The sequence below is a fragment of the Agrococcus pavilionensis RW1 genome (genome assembly GCF_000400485.1).
Lineage (GTDB): Bacteria > Actinomycetota > Actinomycetes > Actinomycetales > Microbacteriaceae > Agrococcus > Agrococcus pavilionensis.
Genome location: NZ_ASHR01000010.1, coordinates 40243 through 57465, shown reverse-complemented (window position 1 = coordinate 57465; position 17223 = coordinate 40243). Strand labels below are relative to the sequence as shown.

The following is a 17223-nucleotide window of genomic DNA, read 5'->3' as shown; positions in this document are numbered from 1 at the left end:
TCGAAAGAGATGGCGGAGGCGCACGCGTTCGGCGCCATGTTCCGCCCCACGAACCAGGACCGTGCCCTCGCGGAGGCGATCGCAGGCGGCACGCTGCATCTGCATCCCCACAAGCCTTGGAAGCTGCCGGGGGAGCCGACGTGGCGGGAAGATCCGTTCAAGGAGACGAACTGGACCTTCCAGTATCAAACGCTCCGCTGGCTCGATCCGCTGCGGCGGCGCGCGGCCGCCGGTGACTCCCACTTCATCGACACGTGGTTGAAGTATGCGACGTCGTGGATCGAGAGGAACCCGCCCGGACGAGGTGTCTCGCGCTACTCCTGGGCCGACATGGTCGACGGCGCTCGAGCGCTGACCTTCAGTTTCGCGCTGCCGGTCATCGAGGAGCATCGCCCCGACGCGCTGCCGTTGATCCTCGCTTCGCTCGAGGAGCATGGCGCTTGGCTCGAGGACCCGGCTCACATCAAGACTGGCAATCACGCCCTGCAGCAGCACCAAGGACTGCTCGTCTTGGGCGCAGTGCTGCAGCGCCCGGACTGGGTCGAGCTCGCGCGAGAGCGCTGCGTCGAAATGGTGCACATCGCCTACGACGATGAAGGCATCAACGAAGAGGGCGCTCTGCAGTACCACCACATGAACTACTCGTGGTGGAACCTCATGCGGCGTCGCTTCGAGATCACCATGGGCTCGTCGCCACAAGACTTCGACCGCGTGAACCGGGCTCCGATCGGCATGGCACATGCGACCCGTCCGGACGGCCGTGTCGAGATGATCGGCGACACCGAAGAGTTCAAGATGGGCGGCGTCGACCACCCGGCGGTGCGCTACGTGCACTCGAGCGGTCGCGAAGGGGTGCCCCCGCGAGAGCGCGTCAAGGTCTACTCGCGAGGGTACGCGTTCGGTCGCTCCACATGGGGCGACGCGAGAGAATCGTTCGCCGATGCGTCCTTCTACTCTCTCCGCTTCGGATCGCAGAAGCAGATCCACGGGCACAACGACGGCATGGCGCTGACGCTCTTCGCCAACGGCGAATCGTTCCTGCGCGACGCAGGAAAATTCACCTACGACGTGGCCGATCCCGTGCGCAAGTACGTCGTGTCGAGGGCGGGTCACAATTCCGTGAGCCTCGACGGCATCGAGTACGAGCGCGCCACCGAGGTCGTGCTCGACGCGCACTCGATTGACGAGAGCGCCGAGTTCTACCGGCTCGTGGACCGCGGCTACCCTGGCGTGACGATCACCAGACGGGTCTTGGTGAGCCTGCACCAGCGCCTTGCTGTCGTCGTCGACGACATCGAGTCCGCTCGCGCTGTTCGGGCCCGCCAGTGGTGGCACTTCGCCGAAGGTGCGAGCCACCGTCGGGAGGAAGGTTCGGTCTTCGTCAGGAGCGGCAGTAACCGCGCGCGACTGTTCAGGCTCGACGGCAGCGACTCGCTCTCGGTGTACGAGGGCTCCACATCGCCGCTCCAAGGCTGGTACTCGCCCAACTGGCGAGAGAAGGTGCCGGTCAGAACCCTGGCGTTCGAGCCGGGTCCCGGCCAATCCCGCATGCTGACTCTGCTGTGCTTCGACGGGACGGCGGAGCGGGCGGAAGCGGAACTCGTTGACGTCGACTCCTCGTGGATCGCCGCGACGGTCTCGCTGCCAGACGGCCGCTCGACGTCGCTGCTGCTGGGCGAGCAGTGGGGCACTGTCACGCCCGGACGCGCGAGCGTCGAGGACTTTGGCTCGCTGATCGCTGAGCGCAACGCAAGCTCACAGGTAGGAGAGCAATGAGACTGATCGTCGGCATAAGGGTGAAGAATCACATCACACCCGAGTCGCGGGAGCCCCGGTTTGGTCTCGTGCGACAAGCGCTGTCGGCGCTCGAGCGTGTGCAACCTTGGCCTGCCGCGAATACGACCCAGGCCCTGCAGTGGGTGCCGGGCAAGGGGCGCACCGCCGTCATCTACCGATCGAACGAACCTGAAAGCGTGCCGGAGCGCGGCGGTTGGCTCGGGAACAAGCAGCGATGCTGGGCGTGGACCGGCGTCATGGGCGCCGACACCGTGGCCGCGCTGCGGGGCCACGACGTGGACCGCGGGACGATTGATGACCCGATCTGGGACGGGATCGGCAGCTTCGCGACGCTCGGGGCCACACCCGACACGCTGGCGGCCTACACGAACACCCATCGCTCCGAAGCGATGTACTGGATCGATCTGCCAGATGCGCTCGTGATCAGCAACTCTGCCGCCGCGCTCTCGCTCATGCGCAATGGCGGCAAGGTCGAGCCGAGTCGTCTCGGGATCGCGGGCTTCATCATGCACGGGCTCCCCATCACCGACACCGTGCCGTTCCTCGGAGTTCAGCTCGTGCCGGCCGGCGCCAAGATCAGCGGTGGCGCTGCTGCCAACATCGCGGTGACGCACGATCCGGGGGCGAGTGAGTTCGCCGCTCGACCGTACGCGGAGCGGGTCGACAGCCTCGCGGACAGTCTCGTGAGCTACGCGCGGATGCTCTCAAACGGCGTCGAAAGCGTGGCGGCGGCGGCTACGGGCGGCAAGGACAGCCGCCTGGTGATCTCGGCGTTGCACGCGGCCGGCGTCGGGTTCTCGACCTATACGAACGGCTTGCCCGAGAGCGGGGAGGCGCACGTCGGGAAGTCCGTTGCGAAGCTCTTGGGCATCGAGCACGTGACTCAGGTTCCGCGGACCACCACGGGTAAGTCGGGGAAGCAGGTGATCGCGGCTGAGCCCGAGAGGCAGGCGTGGCAGACCTTGCGTTCCACGGGTGGCCTGGGGAATGCCTTTACCGTGCTGCCGAATCCTTCCCAGCAGCATGTGTCGCCGCTCAAGAAGGCGAACTTCGGCGGGCAGGGAGGTGAGATCATCCGAGGTGGTTTCCTCCGTTACATGGAGGCGGACGCGCCGTCGGCCGATCGAACGCTCGACATCCTGACCCGGTACTGGACCAACAATCGCGATCTGCTGCAGCCATTCGCGCAGGAAGCCGTGCTGGCTGACTTCCGGCCCATCTTCGACTCGCGGTGGTCGGACCCGGGGCGCACCCTGTTCGAGGGATACATCACCAACCGGACGGGTCGCTGGCTTGCGACGATGCGTCACGGCGAGTCCGTAGTGGCTCCTCACGCGACGCTCCTGATCAACAACCAGCTCGTGCGTCGACTCAAGACGTTCTCGACGGAGGAGATGCGCTCGGAGAAGGTCTCGCACAGCCTGATGTCGCGCCTCGCACCCGGAGTGCAGGACCTGCCCTTCTTCCGAGACCGATGGGCTTTCGAGAAGGCGGGACCGTCAGGGTTCTATGATCCGAACGGATGGGACGCTCGGGCGCCACACACCGCCCACGAGCAGCCGCGTGCCAACTTCAACTGGCGCAGCGTCTACGGTCGTGACTTGAGCGGGTTCTTCAAGTCATACATCCTCGGCGACGCGAACTCTGCGTTGTTCGATGTGGTCGATCGCCGGGCTGTCGAGAGAATGCTGGGCGGACGGCAGTACCGCGCTCCCGCCGCCTGGGCGCTGTTTTCGGCGCAGTACTCGCTGAACGGCGGCTGGCTCTCGGCCGAGGAACCCCGGCAGGTGGAGGTCGTCGAGATTGAAGTTCCCGACTAAGCGCTGGGCAAAGCGCTTCCCCTACGCCGAGCCTCCGATTGCTGGAGGCGTGGTGTAGTCATACTCGGGGAAGATTGAGAAGACCCTCGGCGATCGCGACTCTATCGTCCTAGCGAAACTGGCAGCGTGCGGCAAGCCCTGGCCCCACGTCGCCAGTCGAGCGAGGAGGCGTCCCTGTCCTCGTCTATCCTCGGGCGGCTCGACTTGGATCGGCCCGACGACATGGTCACCGGGCAAGCCCGCCGCGTCGACCGCCTCGCGCAACTCCGAAAGACCGGACCTGATGAGTGCCGTCATGTCGGGATTAGGGCCCCACTTGTACTGGGGTCGGGGGGCCGACGCTCGTCTGTCTTGAGACTGGAAGAAGCCGCGACGGTCGCTAGGGTACTTGGACCAGTCGAGCGCTTGTGGTCGGTCACTGCTCCATGGCCACGCACCGGACTGGAATTCCAGATCGTTCATTTCAGGGAGCAAGAGTTCAAGCAGGTCAAATGTCACACGACCCGCGTCGCGCAGGTGCGCAGGCAAGCGCATGGAAGCTCGCTGCAGCGCCGGCTGAAGCAGGGGGTTGCAGACAATTGCTCCCTTATCGCGTGCCCAGAGCATGCCTCCGACATGGCCGCGATTCCGGAAAGCGCCGTAGTGATTCATGACCGCATCGTCGATCGAGCCCTTTCCCAGGCTGAGAAGAGTCTCGCTGAATCGCGCGAACACTGGCCCTTCGAGTTCTCGCGGAATCGGCGCCCGGCGGAACTCGCTGCGAAGAATCCGATGCGCATCCTCGTCCAAAGAGCCTGGAGTGCGGCTCAATTGAGCCCAGAGCCCTTCTCGCTCCCACTGCTGCCGCCAGGGGGACTTCAGCGTTCCGGCACCGGCGCCCGTGATGCGAACGGCCGGCTTGATGTATCTGTAGTTGTGAGAGAGCGGAAAGAATTGATAGCTACGGGCGCCTCGGAACAGCTGAAAGTCGGCCAATTGACTTTCGAGCGAATCGGGCCAGACTTCTCTTTCGGGGAGTGAACTGCGCCAGTCGAGACCAAACCTGTTCGTCAAACGCGAGCTGATCGCCAGGTCGGCATCCAGGATGTCGAACTTCCATTGCGGCTTTGCCCCTCGAGGGTCTTGCGCACTGACGCATACGCGGTCGGAGAGCCCGGCCGCGATCATCAGCGCCAGCACAAGCCGGGAGTCCTTCCCGCCCGAGAGATTCAGCACGGGCTTGTCGCCATCGGCCGCCGCGAAGGTGCGCTGCAACTCCTCGATGGCGGCGGCAGCTCCCGAGCGGAGAAGGTCTTCGTACGACGCGCGCCACAGGTGGTCTGGCTCAGGGCGCGTCACGATGCTATGACCGCTCGGGTTGACCAGCAACGCTTGACCCGGCAGCGATACCGTTACTCCCCGGATTGCGGTCCCAACATCCCACATGGTGTCAAAGAAGTCTCGTTTGGTCGCGAGCGAAGGGAGGACAGCGGCCCAGTCGGTCTCCACCTTGGCGCCTAACAGATGCATTGCTTGCGCAACTGCTGCCAGGTTGCCCCCAACGAGGAGGTCCCGGCTGTCGCGCGTTTCCACGGATGCATAGAACAGGGGTTGCAGCGAGTAAGGATCAGACATCACCAGGAATCGCCCCGCTGTGTCACGAGAGACAGTCCACCACTCGCCGTTGAGTGCGAGGGTGGGGTCGACCGGTTGGCCAACTCTGAAGGCTGGGGTATCACGCACGGGCGTGACTGCCGCTCCCCACCTCTGAACAATGCGGAACGAGCCGGTGTCGCCGCGTTCGTTGCTCGGGTCGAGCTTCCCGGCACCGGCGAATCGAACGACGTCAGTGATCAATTGGAATCCTTGGGAGGTAGGGTTCTCCAATGTTATCGGCGGCGAGACAGAGACTAAGGATTCGCCCAGCTCGGCAAGTTCGGAGTCGACATTGGTTCCGGCGCCGCGGTGTCAGAGGGCCCCATGCCCCAGGCGCAGTTCCCGCCATGTCCGGCCGGGTCGCCCGACCCTTACCAACCGGCCTGGCTTGCTCAATGGAACACCGAGCGGTGCAGCTCCTCGTCGGATGTCGAGAGGTAAGACTTGCGTCGCGCGAGGAAGAACACCACTCCCATCACAATCCAGGCGCCCAGTGCGATAAGAGAAGGTGCCCCCAGGGCTCCCGGCGATCCTGGCACGAGCAAGAGCAGCATGAAGATGACCGCGAACGCGCATCCAATGAGCCCGGTCGCCTGGAGGCCGGCGCTCGACGCTTGCTGCGAAGTCATGCCGGGCAAGCGCCCCGATCTGCCGAGCTGGAAGGCGCAGTAGCACGTGTAGAAGTACGCGACGGTTATCCCGAAGCTTGTCATGTCGACGATCCACAACAATGCGGCCCGTCCGAACCATGGAGTTACGACGCAGATCAGCAGAGTGAACGCGATGCCGACGACGGGCGTGCCGTGCCTAGGGTGCAGGGCCGCAAAGGCACGCGGGAGCATCTTCGCGCGTCCCATAGTGAGAAGGACGCGGCTCGTTGAGACATAGAAGCCGTTGAGTCCCGTTAACACGCCCATGGAAACCGCAATTAGCATGAGGATCATGCCGATCGGGCCCGCGATCCCGGTGATTGCGACAGCAGGCGGCCATGCCGTGTCGGCATAGAGCTCCGGCTGGTCGCCGACGGCGATCGCGGTCGCTACGGTCATCGCCATGTAGATGAAGGTCGCCGCGACGACACCCCAGAGTAGGAGAGCAAGCGCCTTGCGGGGCGAGAAATTGAACTCACCGGCCGTTTGAGGGACGTTGTCGAAGCCGACGTATGCCCAGGGGGCGAAAGCGACGATCGTAGCGATCGCGGCAACGGGTGAGACGTCCGCGGGGAATGCTGGAGGGATCGGGGTTGCCCCGGTCATGAAGTAGGCACCGGCTGCGATCATGATCGCAGTGACGGCGAGCAGCATGATCACGCACGCGAGGAACTGGAGGCGACCGGAGAGTGCGACGCCGCGCGCATTGATCCAAGCGAAGATCAAGAGGAACAGGACTGAGACGATTACCTCAGGCAGGTAGATGTCCCATCCCGCGACGGAATACAGCTTGAGTTGCATCATCAGATCGGGCATCGCCATCCGAAATACCAGCGACATCGCGGACGCGTTAAGAGCAACGATGCCCGCGTACCCGAGTGTCAGACACCAGCCCGCGACGAACGCGTGGACGCGGCCCAACGAGGCCAGCGCGAATGCGACGCCTCCGCCAGTGACTGGAAGCGCGCGGATGACAGCGCCGTAGCTCATCGCGATCACGGCGATGAGCGCTCCGCCGATCAAGAACCCCAGGAGGGTGCCCCCCAGTCCGCCAGCGGCGAGCCAGTCGAATGGCAAGATGAACGCGCCCCACCCGACTGCAGAGCCCAACGCGATCGCAAAAACCCATCGCGGCTGCAGCGTGCGCTTCAATGTGGCGGTCGGGACGAACGAGTCCGTACTCATCTGATGAAAGCCTTGTCGTAGAGAGGGTGCGCGACCGCGGGGTTCGCGCGCATCGAGTCTCGAACGTAACAGGCGCGGGCGCGGCGAAGGCGACTTCCGTCCGGGTTTCTGGCGAGATGCGGATATCCTGCTTGGGTGAAGCACGTGATCGACGGCGGGGTGTGAGGCCACCGGTGCACGTGCTCCTCCTCACGCACTACTTCGAACCGGAGAATGGTGCGCCGCAACGGCGCTGGCACGCGCTAATTCAACGGCTTGTGGCGTCAGGGCATGCTGTAGACGTCATTGCGCCACCACCGCACTACCCGACCGGCAAGCTAGACCCCGCGGCCGCGCCGGCGACGCGGGCGGGAGGTGTCGCTGTCGGGTCACATGGCGGCACAGTGAGGCGCGTCTCGTTCCTTCGGCACGACGCGAGCGTCGCCTCTAGGACTCTTGACCATCTGTGGGTCGCCGCAGCTTCGATCATGCTGGCGACGAAGCTTGCGCGGAGAGGCATTGTCAGGCCTGATGTCATCGTGGCCACCGCGCCCGGGCTGCCGACTTTGTTAGCCGGTCGGGTCGTAGCCAAGCGCCTGGGAGTTCCGCTTGTGGCAGAGATGCGTGACGCTTGGCCCGATCTCGTCTCGCATACACCGGGGCTTGTGAGTGGGGCGGGACCAATTGCGAGGGTGAAGCAGCGCGTGCATGGAGCGATCACTGCGCTGCAACGAGACGCTGCGGTCGTGGTCACCACGACGGAGAGCTTCGCCGAAGTGTTACGCGACCGGGAAGTGGACCCGGTACACGTGATCCGCAACGGCACTTCGCTTGCGCGCTATGCAGTGATCCCACCTACCGTTCACGATCACGACGAACTGCGAGTCCTGTACATGGGCACCATCGGCCGGAGTCAAGGGCTCGAAACCGTGATCAGGGCGACTGCGGCTGCCCGCGAGCACGGTGTGAGAATCGAAACTCGCATCGTCGGATACGGTGCCGACGTCGCGCGACTGCGCGCGCTCAATACGGCGCTAGGGTCACCCGTCCGGCTTCTCGACCGTGTGCAGCCGAACGAAGTGTTCGGACACTACGACTGGGCCGACACGACCGTGGTCGCGTTGCGTGACTGGGAGCCCTTCAAGTGGACTGTGCCGTCGAAGCTCTACGAACTCATGGCGACAGGCAAGCACATCACCGCGATCGTGGACGGCGAGGCGGCGGCCCTCGTTCGCGAGTCGAACAGTGGTGACGTCGTGCCGCCAGGGGATGCGAGCGCGGTCGCGGACCTGTGGGGACGGCTGTCGAGGGATCGCGCACTCGTCGCCAGCCGTGATGGCGGGCGCGCTTGGATCGCAAGGAACGCTGAGTACGACGTCATCGGCGAGCAATATCGTGTTTTGCTAGAGACAGAAGTCGAGCGCAACCGCAGCAGCTAGTCCGCGATGGCTCGCAACTGTTCCAAGATGAGTGCGCTAGCGGGCACGGGCCCGAGTGCGCGGTGGCCCACCACGTCGTCGATGACGCGCAGCTCGTGCCCCCCGAGATCATTACCGCGCTCGAGTTGTGAATCGACCACCCATCGCTGGAAGGCGATCTGCTCATCGAAACCGTCTTCGCGTACGTTGGTGACAATCACGTATGGAGGGATGCGTCCCGCACGCTCAAAGCGCGATCGAACGCTGACTTGGTGTGGTTGTCGCGCTCTGTGTTCTTCCAACGGCATGCCCAGAACGTGCCGCTCCACATCAGCCACCGCGCCGGGGTGCCAGTGCGCGAAATCCAGCTGTGGTACTTCGACCAAGGCTTTGGCGCTCGGTACCAGGGCGGCCGTGGCAAGGGCGCCGAAGCCGCCTAGCGAGGAGCCGTAGATGAGCACTGAGCGAGCGCCGAGAGTCTGCGCAATCGCTCGCACCTGCCGCGCGATCCCGTCGAGGACGTCGACCTCTGGATGGAGGAACCACGCCCCACGCAATTCTTCGCTCAGGCCCATCGATGGGTCAGCGAACGCGACGATGTGCGTATCAGGGAATCGGTCTGCCCAGCGCCATCGCGCAAATGCTGGGTGCCTGTTCGGGCTTTCCCTGCTGACCGCTGCGGGCATCAGCACGAGCAACTGGCTGGCCGAAGCGCGCCTCCACAAGCGGGCGTGCAACGGCTGCCCCGCGATGCCACTCTCGTAGCGCAGCTCTTCCATGGCGTTCCGACGCTCCTTTGCCGACCGCCGGAATGCTCTCGCGGCGCTAGCTCAGGTTACTGGTTGTTGCAACGACGTGGCTCAACCAAGCCGCCAGGAGTTCGGTCAGATGGAGAACTCTGGCTCGCGCTCACCTACGCCGAGCATCGCTGCGATGGCAGCGACCGCTCGCGCCGACGCCTTGCCGTCGCCGTAGGGATTGACAGCATTCGCCATCGCAGCGTACGCCTGAGGGTCGGTGATCAGATGGTTCACCTCGAACTCGATGCGCTCCCGATCGGTGCCGACAAGGCGGACGGTGCCGGCGTCGACCGCCTCTGGCCGCTCCGTGTTCTCCCGCATTACGAGCACAGGCTTGCCGAGGCTCGGCGCTTCCTCCTGCACACCGCCGGAGTCGGTCACGACGATCGTCGACGCGGCCATCACCTTGGTGAATTCCGCATAGCCGAGAGGCTCCGTCACCACTACGTTCTCGAGGCCCTCGAGGTAGGGGAGCACTGCTTCGCGCACCGCCGGATTGCGGTGGATCGGCAGCGCGATGATGTGGTCAGTGTGCTTCCGGGCGATGTTCGCGAACGCCTCGCCGATCGCTTGCATGCTGCCGCCGAGATTCTCGCGACGGTGCATCGTCGCGAGAATGATGGGACGGCCGCTCGCGACCGCCTGGGCGAGGCGTGCGTCGCTGGGCACGATCTCCCACGTGGATGCCTCGAGCAGAGCGTCGATCACGGTGTTGCCCGTGACGACGATCGAGTCGGGGTCAACCGACTCGTGCAACAGGTTCTCCCGGGAGCCAGCGGTCGGCGGAAGGTGCAGCTTCGCGACCTGACCGATGATCTTGCGGTTCGCCTCTTCGGGGAAGGGCGAGTCGATGTTGCCGGTGCGGAGTCCAGCCTCGAGATGCACGACCGTGACCTGGCGGTTGAAGGCGGCGATCGCGGCGGCCATGGCCGTTGAGGTATCGCCCTGCACGATCACGACGTCGGGCTGCTCGCGCTCGATCAGCTCGTCGATCCCGGCGATCGCGCGAGAGACGATGCCGTTGAGAGGCTGCCCCGGCTTCATGAGATCGAGGTCATGCTTCGGCGTGATGCCGAAGCGCTTGTTGACCTGGTCGAGCATTTCGCGGTGCTGTCCCGTCACGACCGGGATCGATTCGAAGCGATCGTCCCGATCGAGCAGCTCGATGACAGGCGCGACCTTGATGGCCTCGGGACGGGTTCCGTAAACCGTCATGATCTTGTGCTGCTTCATGGTTCTCCTCTTCGCGGTGGGCGCCTCAGGTATGCGAGAGCGCTGGCGGATGCGCAGCGGTGGCTCGCTCGAGCGCCTTCTTCGCGGCGTCGTGCTTGCCGAGCGCGATGCTGTGTGCGTAGTAGCGGTACATGTTTGCGACCTCATCGGCCGGGCCGTCGGCGATGAGCGTGCCAGCATCGAGCCAGATCGCACGCGTGCACATGTCTTCGATGGTCTTGGCGGCGTGGCTGACCAAGAACACGGTGCCGGCGCGCGCGATGAGGCCCTGCATGGCCTCCTTCGACCGCTCGGCGAATGATGCGTCACCGGTCGAGAGGGCCTCGTCGATCATCAAGATCTCGGGATCGGCCGCGACCGAGATCGCGAAGCGGAGCCGCGCGCCCATGCCGGATGAATAGGTGTTCATCGGTTGCTTGATTGCGTCGCCGAGGCCGGCGAGCTCTTCGATGCGCTCTTTGGCGAAGTAGGCGTCGTCGGGCGTCATGCCCATCGCGAGCGTGCCGAGCCAGATGTTCTCCTCACCGGAGAGCTCCGGCACGAGCGCCGCGCTCACGCCGAGCAGCTGCGGTTGCGCAGACGCGACCACGGTGCCAGACGTGGCTGGCTGCAGGCCGGCGAGCACCCGGAGCAGCGAGCTCTTGCCAGAGCCGTTGAGGCCGACGAGCCCGACCATTTCGCCCTCGCGGGCGGCCATGGTCACTCCGCGCAGCACCGGCCCGGTGACTGCCTTCCTGCTGCCGCGGCGCCACCAGGAGCCACCGGTGGAGCGATTCACTGTGTAGCGCAGACGCACGTCTTCCGCAGCGATCGTGACCTTCGGGTCGTCGCTCAGTCGCCAGCCCGGTGCAACTTCATTCGCGGCCATAGCGCTCCTCGTCCCGCCAAAAGAGAATGAAACCCACCGCGAGGGTGGCGAGTGACCAGATCGAGAGCGAGATCCACTGCTCCGCCGGCGGCACCGCGCCCGAGATCAGGACCGAGCGATACATGTCGAGCACGATGTAGATCGGGTTCGCCTGCACGATCGCGAGAACCGCGGGGTCGTCGAGGAACCGCTCGATCGGGAAGATGACCGCCGAGGCGTACATGAGCAATCGCGACACGAAGCTCATCGCCTGCGCGAGGTCGGGCATGAGCGCGCCGAGCCAGCCGAAGAAGAGGGCGAACCCGAGGCTCAAGGCGAGCTGCAGCACCAGGACGATCGGGAACAGCGACCATGCGACGTTCGGCGCCTCGTGCGGAGGGATCGCCATGATCATGACGAACATCACCGCGATCGCGGGCAACGAGCTGAGGAAGTCGCGAAGGATCATCGACACCGCAAGCGCGGCCCGAGGGAACGCGAACGCCCTGATCATCGCCTTGGAGCTCCGGATGAGCGAGACGCCGCTTGTGATCGCTCGCGACGACAGCTGGAACATGAAGACGCCGATGAGGATGAAGGCGATGAAGTTCTCCATGCCCCGCGAGAGCTGCAGCACGATGCCGAAGATGACCCAGTAGAAGGCAGCATCGAGCAGCGGTCGCAGCACATACCAGGCGACGCCGAGGCGCTCATTGGAGTAGCGGGTAACGGCCTCGCCCCGGGCGCCAGCCCAGACGAAGTGGCGCCGATCCCACAGCTCGGTGAAGTACTCGCGCAGCGGCGGCCGAGTGCCGACGCGGCGGAGGTAGCTGATGTCGCCGAACTCGCGCTCCAGCCGAAGCCGCAGCGCGGGGGATAGGGCGTCGGCCCCGGACCGCCTCGCTGACCATGCCCGTCGCCACTGCGTGCGGAGTCCCTGAGACCCGGATCGCTGGGACGGAGCGGTCATTCGAAGGTGAGCAATCTTGTAGGTTTGACGGTCGCGCGAGCGCGCGCCGTCTCAATCCTCCCACATGGGCAAATCTGCGCCGTTCTTGCGCATCGCTGAGCGGTACGTCAGGCCGTTGCGCTGCCAGGTGAGTGCAGCCGCGCGTTGCCTGCCGAGCGAGGTGAGCCGTGCGCGCAGGTTTGGTTGCGTCGCGATCTGCCCGATGCGGTCCGAGAGCGCGCTGACATCGCTGGGCGCGACGGCGGCTCCTGCGGCCGCGAGCTCGCCACCGATCGTCTCGAGCAGCGGAGGCAACGCGCTCACGACCAGCGGGCGCCCGCTCGCCATGGCCTCGACCGGCTTCAGCGGCGAGACGGTGCGCGTCACCTCGCGGTCCAGGCGCGGCACAACGAAGAGGTCGAGCGCGTCGCGGTGCCGCACGACCGCGTCGCGGCTGACGCGGCCGGTGAAGACCGCGGCGTCGCCGAGTCCGAGCGCCGCTGCTTGAGCCTCGAGCGCGGGCCGGGCGGTGCCTTCGCCGACCAGGAGTGCGCGCACGTCGTGCCCTCGCTCGCGCAGTCGTGCCACGGCATCCAACAGCACGTCGAAGCCCTCGTAGTCGACGAGCGACGACGTCGACCCCACCCAGAAGCCCTCACGGGGCAAGCCGAGGGCGGCTCGCGCGTCTGCGGGCGCAGGAGCTCGCCGGTCGAGCAGCGACGCGTCGATCGCATTCGGGACGAGGGTGATGCGATCGGCCGGGAGGCCGCGGGCGGCCAGGTCGTCGCGCATGCTCCCCGACAGCGTGAAGACCGCGTCGGCCGCCGACGCGAGCTCCGCCTCTCGCTCGCGGGTCAGGCTGAAGCGCTCGCTCGCCGCCGCCCGCTCGCGCGCCTCATCGCTGCCGAGGCTTGCGACCCAGGTCTGTTCGAGCATGCCGCGCACCTCGTAGGCCCACGGGGTGCCCAGCCACTCGGCGACCTCGCGGGCCACGACGGCGTTCGGGTAGTGGGTGGTCGTCTGCAGCGCAGCCGGCCGCACCGAGCGGGCGAGCCGGCCAAGCGCTTCGGCCTGCTGGGCGAGCCTGCCGTCCGGGGATGGGGCAAGGAGCGGCGGCAGCGCCCGGTGGTAGTCGATCCCGTCGATCACGTCTCGCGCCGCCGCTCCGAGCTTGCCGACCACGACGGGGTAGCCGACGCGCGTCATCGCGACGGGATCGAGGCCGGCGTCGCGCTGCGCCTGCAGCACGGCGTGCGAGCGGACGGTGTAGCCGGACTGCGTGTGCGGCAGCGAGTTCGTGAGCAGGTGCAGGATGCCGTGGCGCGGCGTCGTCGGAGCGATGTCGGTCGCGTTCCAGCGCAGGCGCGTGCCGGGCGTCATCATGGCGAGCTCGGCGCGCAGCACGCGGTGCAGCCGCGACTTCGGCGCGTGCTCGGCGAGCAGCGCGATCGCGCGCGTCGCCTCGCCCAGCTGCCACGCCGCGCGGGCGCGAGCGATCGGCGCGATGCGAGTGTCGTCGGCGACGAGCTCGGGGCGGCCGGCCGCATGCGCGATCTCGGCGCCGAGTCGGCCGAGGCCGGATCGACCAGCGATCTCGCCGAGCAGCGCGCGAGTCGATGTGAGGTCGCCCGAGAGCCACGTCTCCGCCAGCTCGCGCTCAGAGCCGCGCGCGCGGCGCGCGGCCGCGAGCAGCGGCGTGCGTGCGGCGGGGAACCGCCGGGCGAGCTGCACGGCGAAGGTCAGCGGATCCTCGCGCAGCGAGCGACTTGCCGTCGCCGCCGCCATCGCGGCGTTGCCGCTGAGGCGTGCCGAGCGCGCGAGCACGTCACTGCCGCGCTCCATGGCACCCGGATGCATCCCCACGGATGCCATCCTCGCATTCGGCACCACTAGCCTGACCCCTATGCGGCACTCAGTCACCAAGGTGGTCATCCCCGCGGCGGGCCTCGGCACTCGCTTCCTCCCCGCCACGAAGGCGCTGCCGAAGGAGATGATGCCGGTCGTCGACAAGCCGGCGATCCAATACGTCGTCGAGGAAGCCGTGCGCGCCGGGCTTCCCGATGTGCTGTTCGTGACCGGGCGCAACAAGAACGCGCTCGAGAACCACTTCGACCGCGCGACGGAGCTCGAGCAGATCCTCACGCGCAAGGGCGACGCGGACCGGCTCGAGAAGGTCGCGGAGTCGACGGGGCTCGCCAATGTGCACTACGTGCGGCAGGGCGATCCGCTCGGGCTCGGCCATGCGGTGCTGCGCTCGCAAGCGCACGTCAACGGCGATTCCTTCGCCGTGCTGCTCGGCGACGACATCATCGATTCCCGCGACCACCTGCTCGAGCGCATGCTGCAGGTGCACGACGAGCGCGACACGTGCGTCGTCGCGCTCATGGAGGTCGATCCGGCGCAAGCGCACCTCTACGGCATCGCCACGGTCGACGCGACGGAGGAGGACGACGTCGTGCGCGTGCGCGGGCTCGTCGAGAAGCCGGAGCCGGGCACGGCGCCCTCGAACCTCGCCATCGTCGGCCGCTACGTGCTGAAGCCCGAGATCTACCCGGTGCTCGAGCAGACGGCGCCCGGTCGCGGCGGGGAGATCCAATTGACGGATGCCCTCCTCACCATGGCCGAGGACGATGCAGAGGGCGGCGTGCACGGCGTCATCTTCCGCGGCCGCCGCTATGACACGGGCGACAAGCTCGACTACATCAAGGCGAACGTCATGCTCGCGTGCGAGCGGGAGGATCTCGGGCCGGGACTCCGCGAATGGCTTCGCGAGTATGTGGAGCAGTTCTCGGGGCAGCCCGTATAGTCGCTTCCCGATTCATTTCGGGGTACATTCCGAGGGGTACATTTCCTCACTTCGAATTCCTATGTTGCGCTCACGGGCGATTCGTCTATATTGCGTGGCATGGCAAAGCAGACTTTCACGCAGCTCGTCGACGACTTCACGGGCGAGCCCATCGAGGATGGCACCGGTCGCACGGTGCGATTCGCATTCGACGGCGCTGAGTACGAGATCGACCTCAGCAACGAGAACATCGAAGAGCTCTCGAGCACGCTCGAGCGCTATGTGCGGGCGTCGCGCCGCGTCTCCGGGCGGAGCCGTGGCCGCGCCTCCAGCGGCAGCCGGCGCAGCAGCGGCGGCAGCAGCGAGACTGCCGCGATCCGCGAGTGGGCGGAGTCGCAGGGGCTGAAGGTCGCCTCGCGCGGCCGCATTCCCGCCGACATCGTGGAGCGATACAAGAACCGCTGATCGGATCATGATGCTTTCGGGCGCCGCTGCTGAGCAGCGGCGCCCGTCTGCGTTGCGCCAACGCCCCTACGATGTGAGCAATCGGCAGCCGGGGCGATGGCGCACTGCGGCACGAATGGCCGCGATGATGCTCCGGAGGTACGACGATGGGCTTCCTTGAATACGCGCGGCTGCTGCGCAAGCACTGGTTCCTCGTGATCTTCGCAGCGGTGCTCGGCGCCGCCGCGGGACTGCTCATCTCGTTCGTGCAGACGCCGTCCTATCGCGCATCCACCGAGGTCTTCATCTCGACGCAAGCGGCCGATACCAGCTCCGACCTCGTGCAGGGCAATGCCTTCACGCTCTCGCGCGTGAACACCTATGCCCGGCTCGCCGGCAGCGAGGAGGTGCTCGAGCGGGTCGCCGATCAGCTCGAGCTCGAGGTGCCGGTGCGCGACCTCATGGAGCAGGTCGAGGCGATGCCGGTGACGAACACCGCCATCCTCGAGATCTCGGCCTTGAGCGACGACCCCGCGCTCGCGGCCGACCTCGCGAACGCGACCGCCGCGAGCCTCGCCGAGGCGGTCGAGGAGCTCGAGACGACCGGCTCGACGAGCCCCGTGCGGCTCGCGACCATCGTGAGCGCCGACGTGCCGGCCGAGCCCGAGAGCCCGCGGCCGGTGCTGCAGGCCATCCTCGGCGCGCTCCTGCTCGCGGTCGCGGCGCTCGCGTTCATCGTCATCCGCGACCTGGTCGACACGCGCATCCGCACCGAACGCGACGTGAAGGCCGTCACCTCCGTGCCGCTGCTCGCCGCCGTGCACTTCGACCCGAAGGCCGCCTCGCGACCGCTCGTCGTGCACGCCGAGCCGCTCAGCCCGCAGTCGGAGGTCTTCCGCACCCTGCGCACCAACCTCAACTTCGTCGAGGTCGACGGCAAGAGCCGGCTGTTCGTGATGACGTCGTCGATCCCGGGGGAGGGCAAGACCACCACCGCGGTCAACCTCGCGCTCGCGATCGCCGGCTCCGGGCAGTCGGTGCTGCTCGTCGACGCCGACCTGCGCAAGCCCAAGGTCGCCGACTACATGAACCTCAACGGCGCGGTCGGGCTCACCGACGTGCTGATCGACCGCGTCGCCCCGGCGGATGCCGTGCAGCAGTGGGGCACGTCGGGCCTGTACGTGCTGCCGGCCGGTGCCGTGCCGCCCAACCCGAGCGAGATGCTCGGCTCGCGTGCGATGCACGCGATGCTCGAGGAGCTGCGGGCGGAGTTCGACTGGGTGCTGCTCGACGCGCCGCCGCTGCTGCCGGTGACCGACGCCGTCGTGCTCGCTCAGCACGGCGCCGACGTGCTGCTCGTCGCCGCCGCCGACCGTGTGAACGCGCCGCAGCTCAAGCGCTCGCTCGAGATGCTCGAGACGGTCGAGGCGTCGGTCGCAGGTCTCATCATGACGATGGCGCGGCTCGACTCCTCCGAGTCGTACCGCTACGCCGAGTACGGCTACGGGCGGTCGGAGCGGGCGGAGCCGGAGGTGCCGGCGCCGCCGCGCGCGAAGACCGCGGAGCACGCGCGGCCGGCCGAGGAGGCGCCGTCGCGACGACGGCGCGGGCGCGGCGGCAAGCGCAGTCGCGCGCACCGCTGACGCCTCGCGCGGCACCGGGGGCGGCCCGCGCCGCGGGG

At 66.7% G+C, this 17223-nt stretch carries 13 protein-coding genes; 6 read left to right on the top strand and 7 right to left on the bottom strand.

Translation table 11 applies throughout. The features are described 5' to 3' along the window. The first annotated feature begins 9 nt into the window (after positions 1–9). Together L332_RS18350 and L332_RS18345 are read left to right on the top strand one after the other, a co-directional pair. Positions 10–1776, top strand: a complete 1767-nt coding sequence (locus L332_RS18350) for a heparinase II/III domain-containing protein (protein WP_021064881.1) — start codon at positions 10–12, stop codon at positions 1774–1776. Further along, positions 1773–3617 carry a hypothetical protein gene (locus L332_RS18345; protein WP_021009711.1) on the top strand — a complete coding sequence of 615 codons (1845 nt, stop codon included), beginning with the start codon at positions 1773–1775 and terminating at the stop codon, positions 3615–3617. The genes L332_RS18350 and L332_RS18345 overlap by 4 nt, the downstream gene beginning before the upstream one ends. Before the next feature lie 21 nt (positions 3618–3638). On the opposite strand, the gene L332_RS18340 is transcribed toward L332_RS18345, so the two are convergent. After that, positions 3639–5453, bottom strand: a complete 1815-nt coding sequence (locus tag L332_RS18340; protein ID WP_144061002.1) for a hypothetical protein — start codon at positions 5451–5453, stop codon at positions 3639–3641. Between the two features lie 191 nt (positions 5454–5644). Continuing rightward, entirely contained in the window at positions 5645–7087 is a 1443-nt protein-coding gene (locus tag L332_RS18335; protein WP_021009709.1) for an APC family permease, read from the bottom strand. On the opposite strand from L332_RS18335, the gene L332_RS0114770 reads away from it, so the two are divergent. After that, on the top strand, positions 7054–8505 hold the full coding sequence (locus L332_RS0114770; RefSeq protein WP_321163265.1) for a glycosyltransferase family 4 protein: 1452 nt from the start codon (positions 7054–7056) through the stop codon (positions 8503–8505). The genes L332_RS18335 and L332_RS0114770 overlap by 34 nt on opposite strands. Here L332_RS0114770 and L332_RS18330 read toward each other — a convergent pair. The 5 genes from L332_RS18330 to L332_RS18310 all read right to left on the bottom strand — a co-directional run bounded on the left by L332_RS18330 (position 8502) and on the right by L332_RS18310 (position 14155). Beyond that, on the bottom strand, positions 8502–9263 hold the full coding sequence (locus tag L332_RS18330) for a hypothetical protein (RefSeq protein WP_021009707.1): 762 nt from the start codon (positions 9261–9263) through the stop codon (positions 8502–8504). The genes L332_RS0114770 and L332_RS18330 overlap by 4 nt on opposite strands. Before the next feature lie 105 nt (positions 9264–9368). Next, positions 9369–10517, bottom strand: coding sequence for a non-hydrolyzing UDP-N-acetylglucosamine 2-epimerase (gene wecB, locus L332_RS18325; protein WP_021009706.1), 1149 nt, complete (start codon positions 10515–10517; stop codon positions 9369–9371). A gap of 25 nt (positions 10518–10542) precedes the next feature. Next, a complete protein-coding gene (locus tag L332_RS18320) occupies positions 10543–11385 on the bottom strand; it encodes an ABC transporter ATP-binding protein (protein WP_081646002.1) in 843 nt (280 codons plus the stop codon). Next, on the bottom strand, positions 11372–12334 hold the full coding sequence (locus L332_RS18315; RefSeq protein ID WP_021009704.1) for an ABC transporter permease: 963 nt from the start codon (positions 12332–12334) through the stop codon (positions 11372–11374). Before L332_RS18315 ends, L332_RS18320 begins: the two co-directional genes overlap by 14 nt. Before the next feature lie 51 nt (positions 12335–12385). Continuing rightward, entirely contained in the window at positions 12386–14155 is a 1770-nt protein-coding gene (locus L332_RS18310) for a glycosyltransferase (protein WP_021009703.1), read from the bottom strand. Between the two features lie 61 nt (positions 14156–14216). Here L332_RS18310 and galU point away from each other — a divergent pair, with 61 nt between their 5' ends. From galU to L332_RS18295, 3 genes are all read left to right on the top strand, one after another. Continuing rightward, positions 14217–15119 (top strand): UTP--glucose-1-phosphate uridylyltransferase GalU, encoded by a 903-nt coding sequence (gene galU, locus L332_RS18305; protein ID WP_021009702.1) that lies wholly within the window; start codon positions 14217–14219, stop codon positions 15117–15119. 99 nt (positions 15120–15218) lie between these two features. Continuing rightward, positions 15219–15563, top strand: a complete 345-nt coding sequence (locus L332_RS18300; protein ID WP_021009701.1) for a histone-like nucleoid-structuring protein Lsr2 — start codon at positions 15219–15221, stop codon at positions 15561–15563. A 146-nt stretch (positions 15564–15709) separates the two neighbouring features. After that, positions 15710–17185, top strand: coding sequence for a polysaccharide biosynthesis tyrosine autokinase (locus L332_RS18295; protein ID WP_021009700.1), 1476 nt, complete (start codon positions 15710–15712; stop codon positions 17183–17185). The last annotated feature ends 38 nt before the right edge of the window (positions 17186–17223 follow it).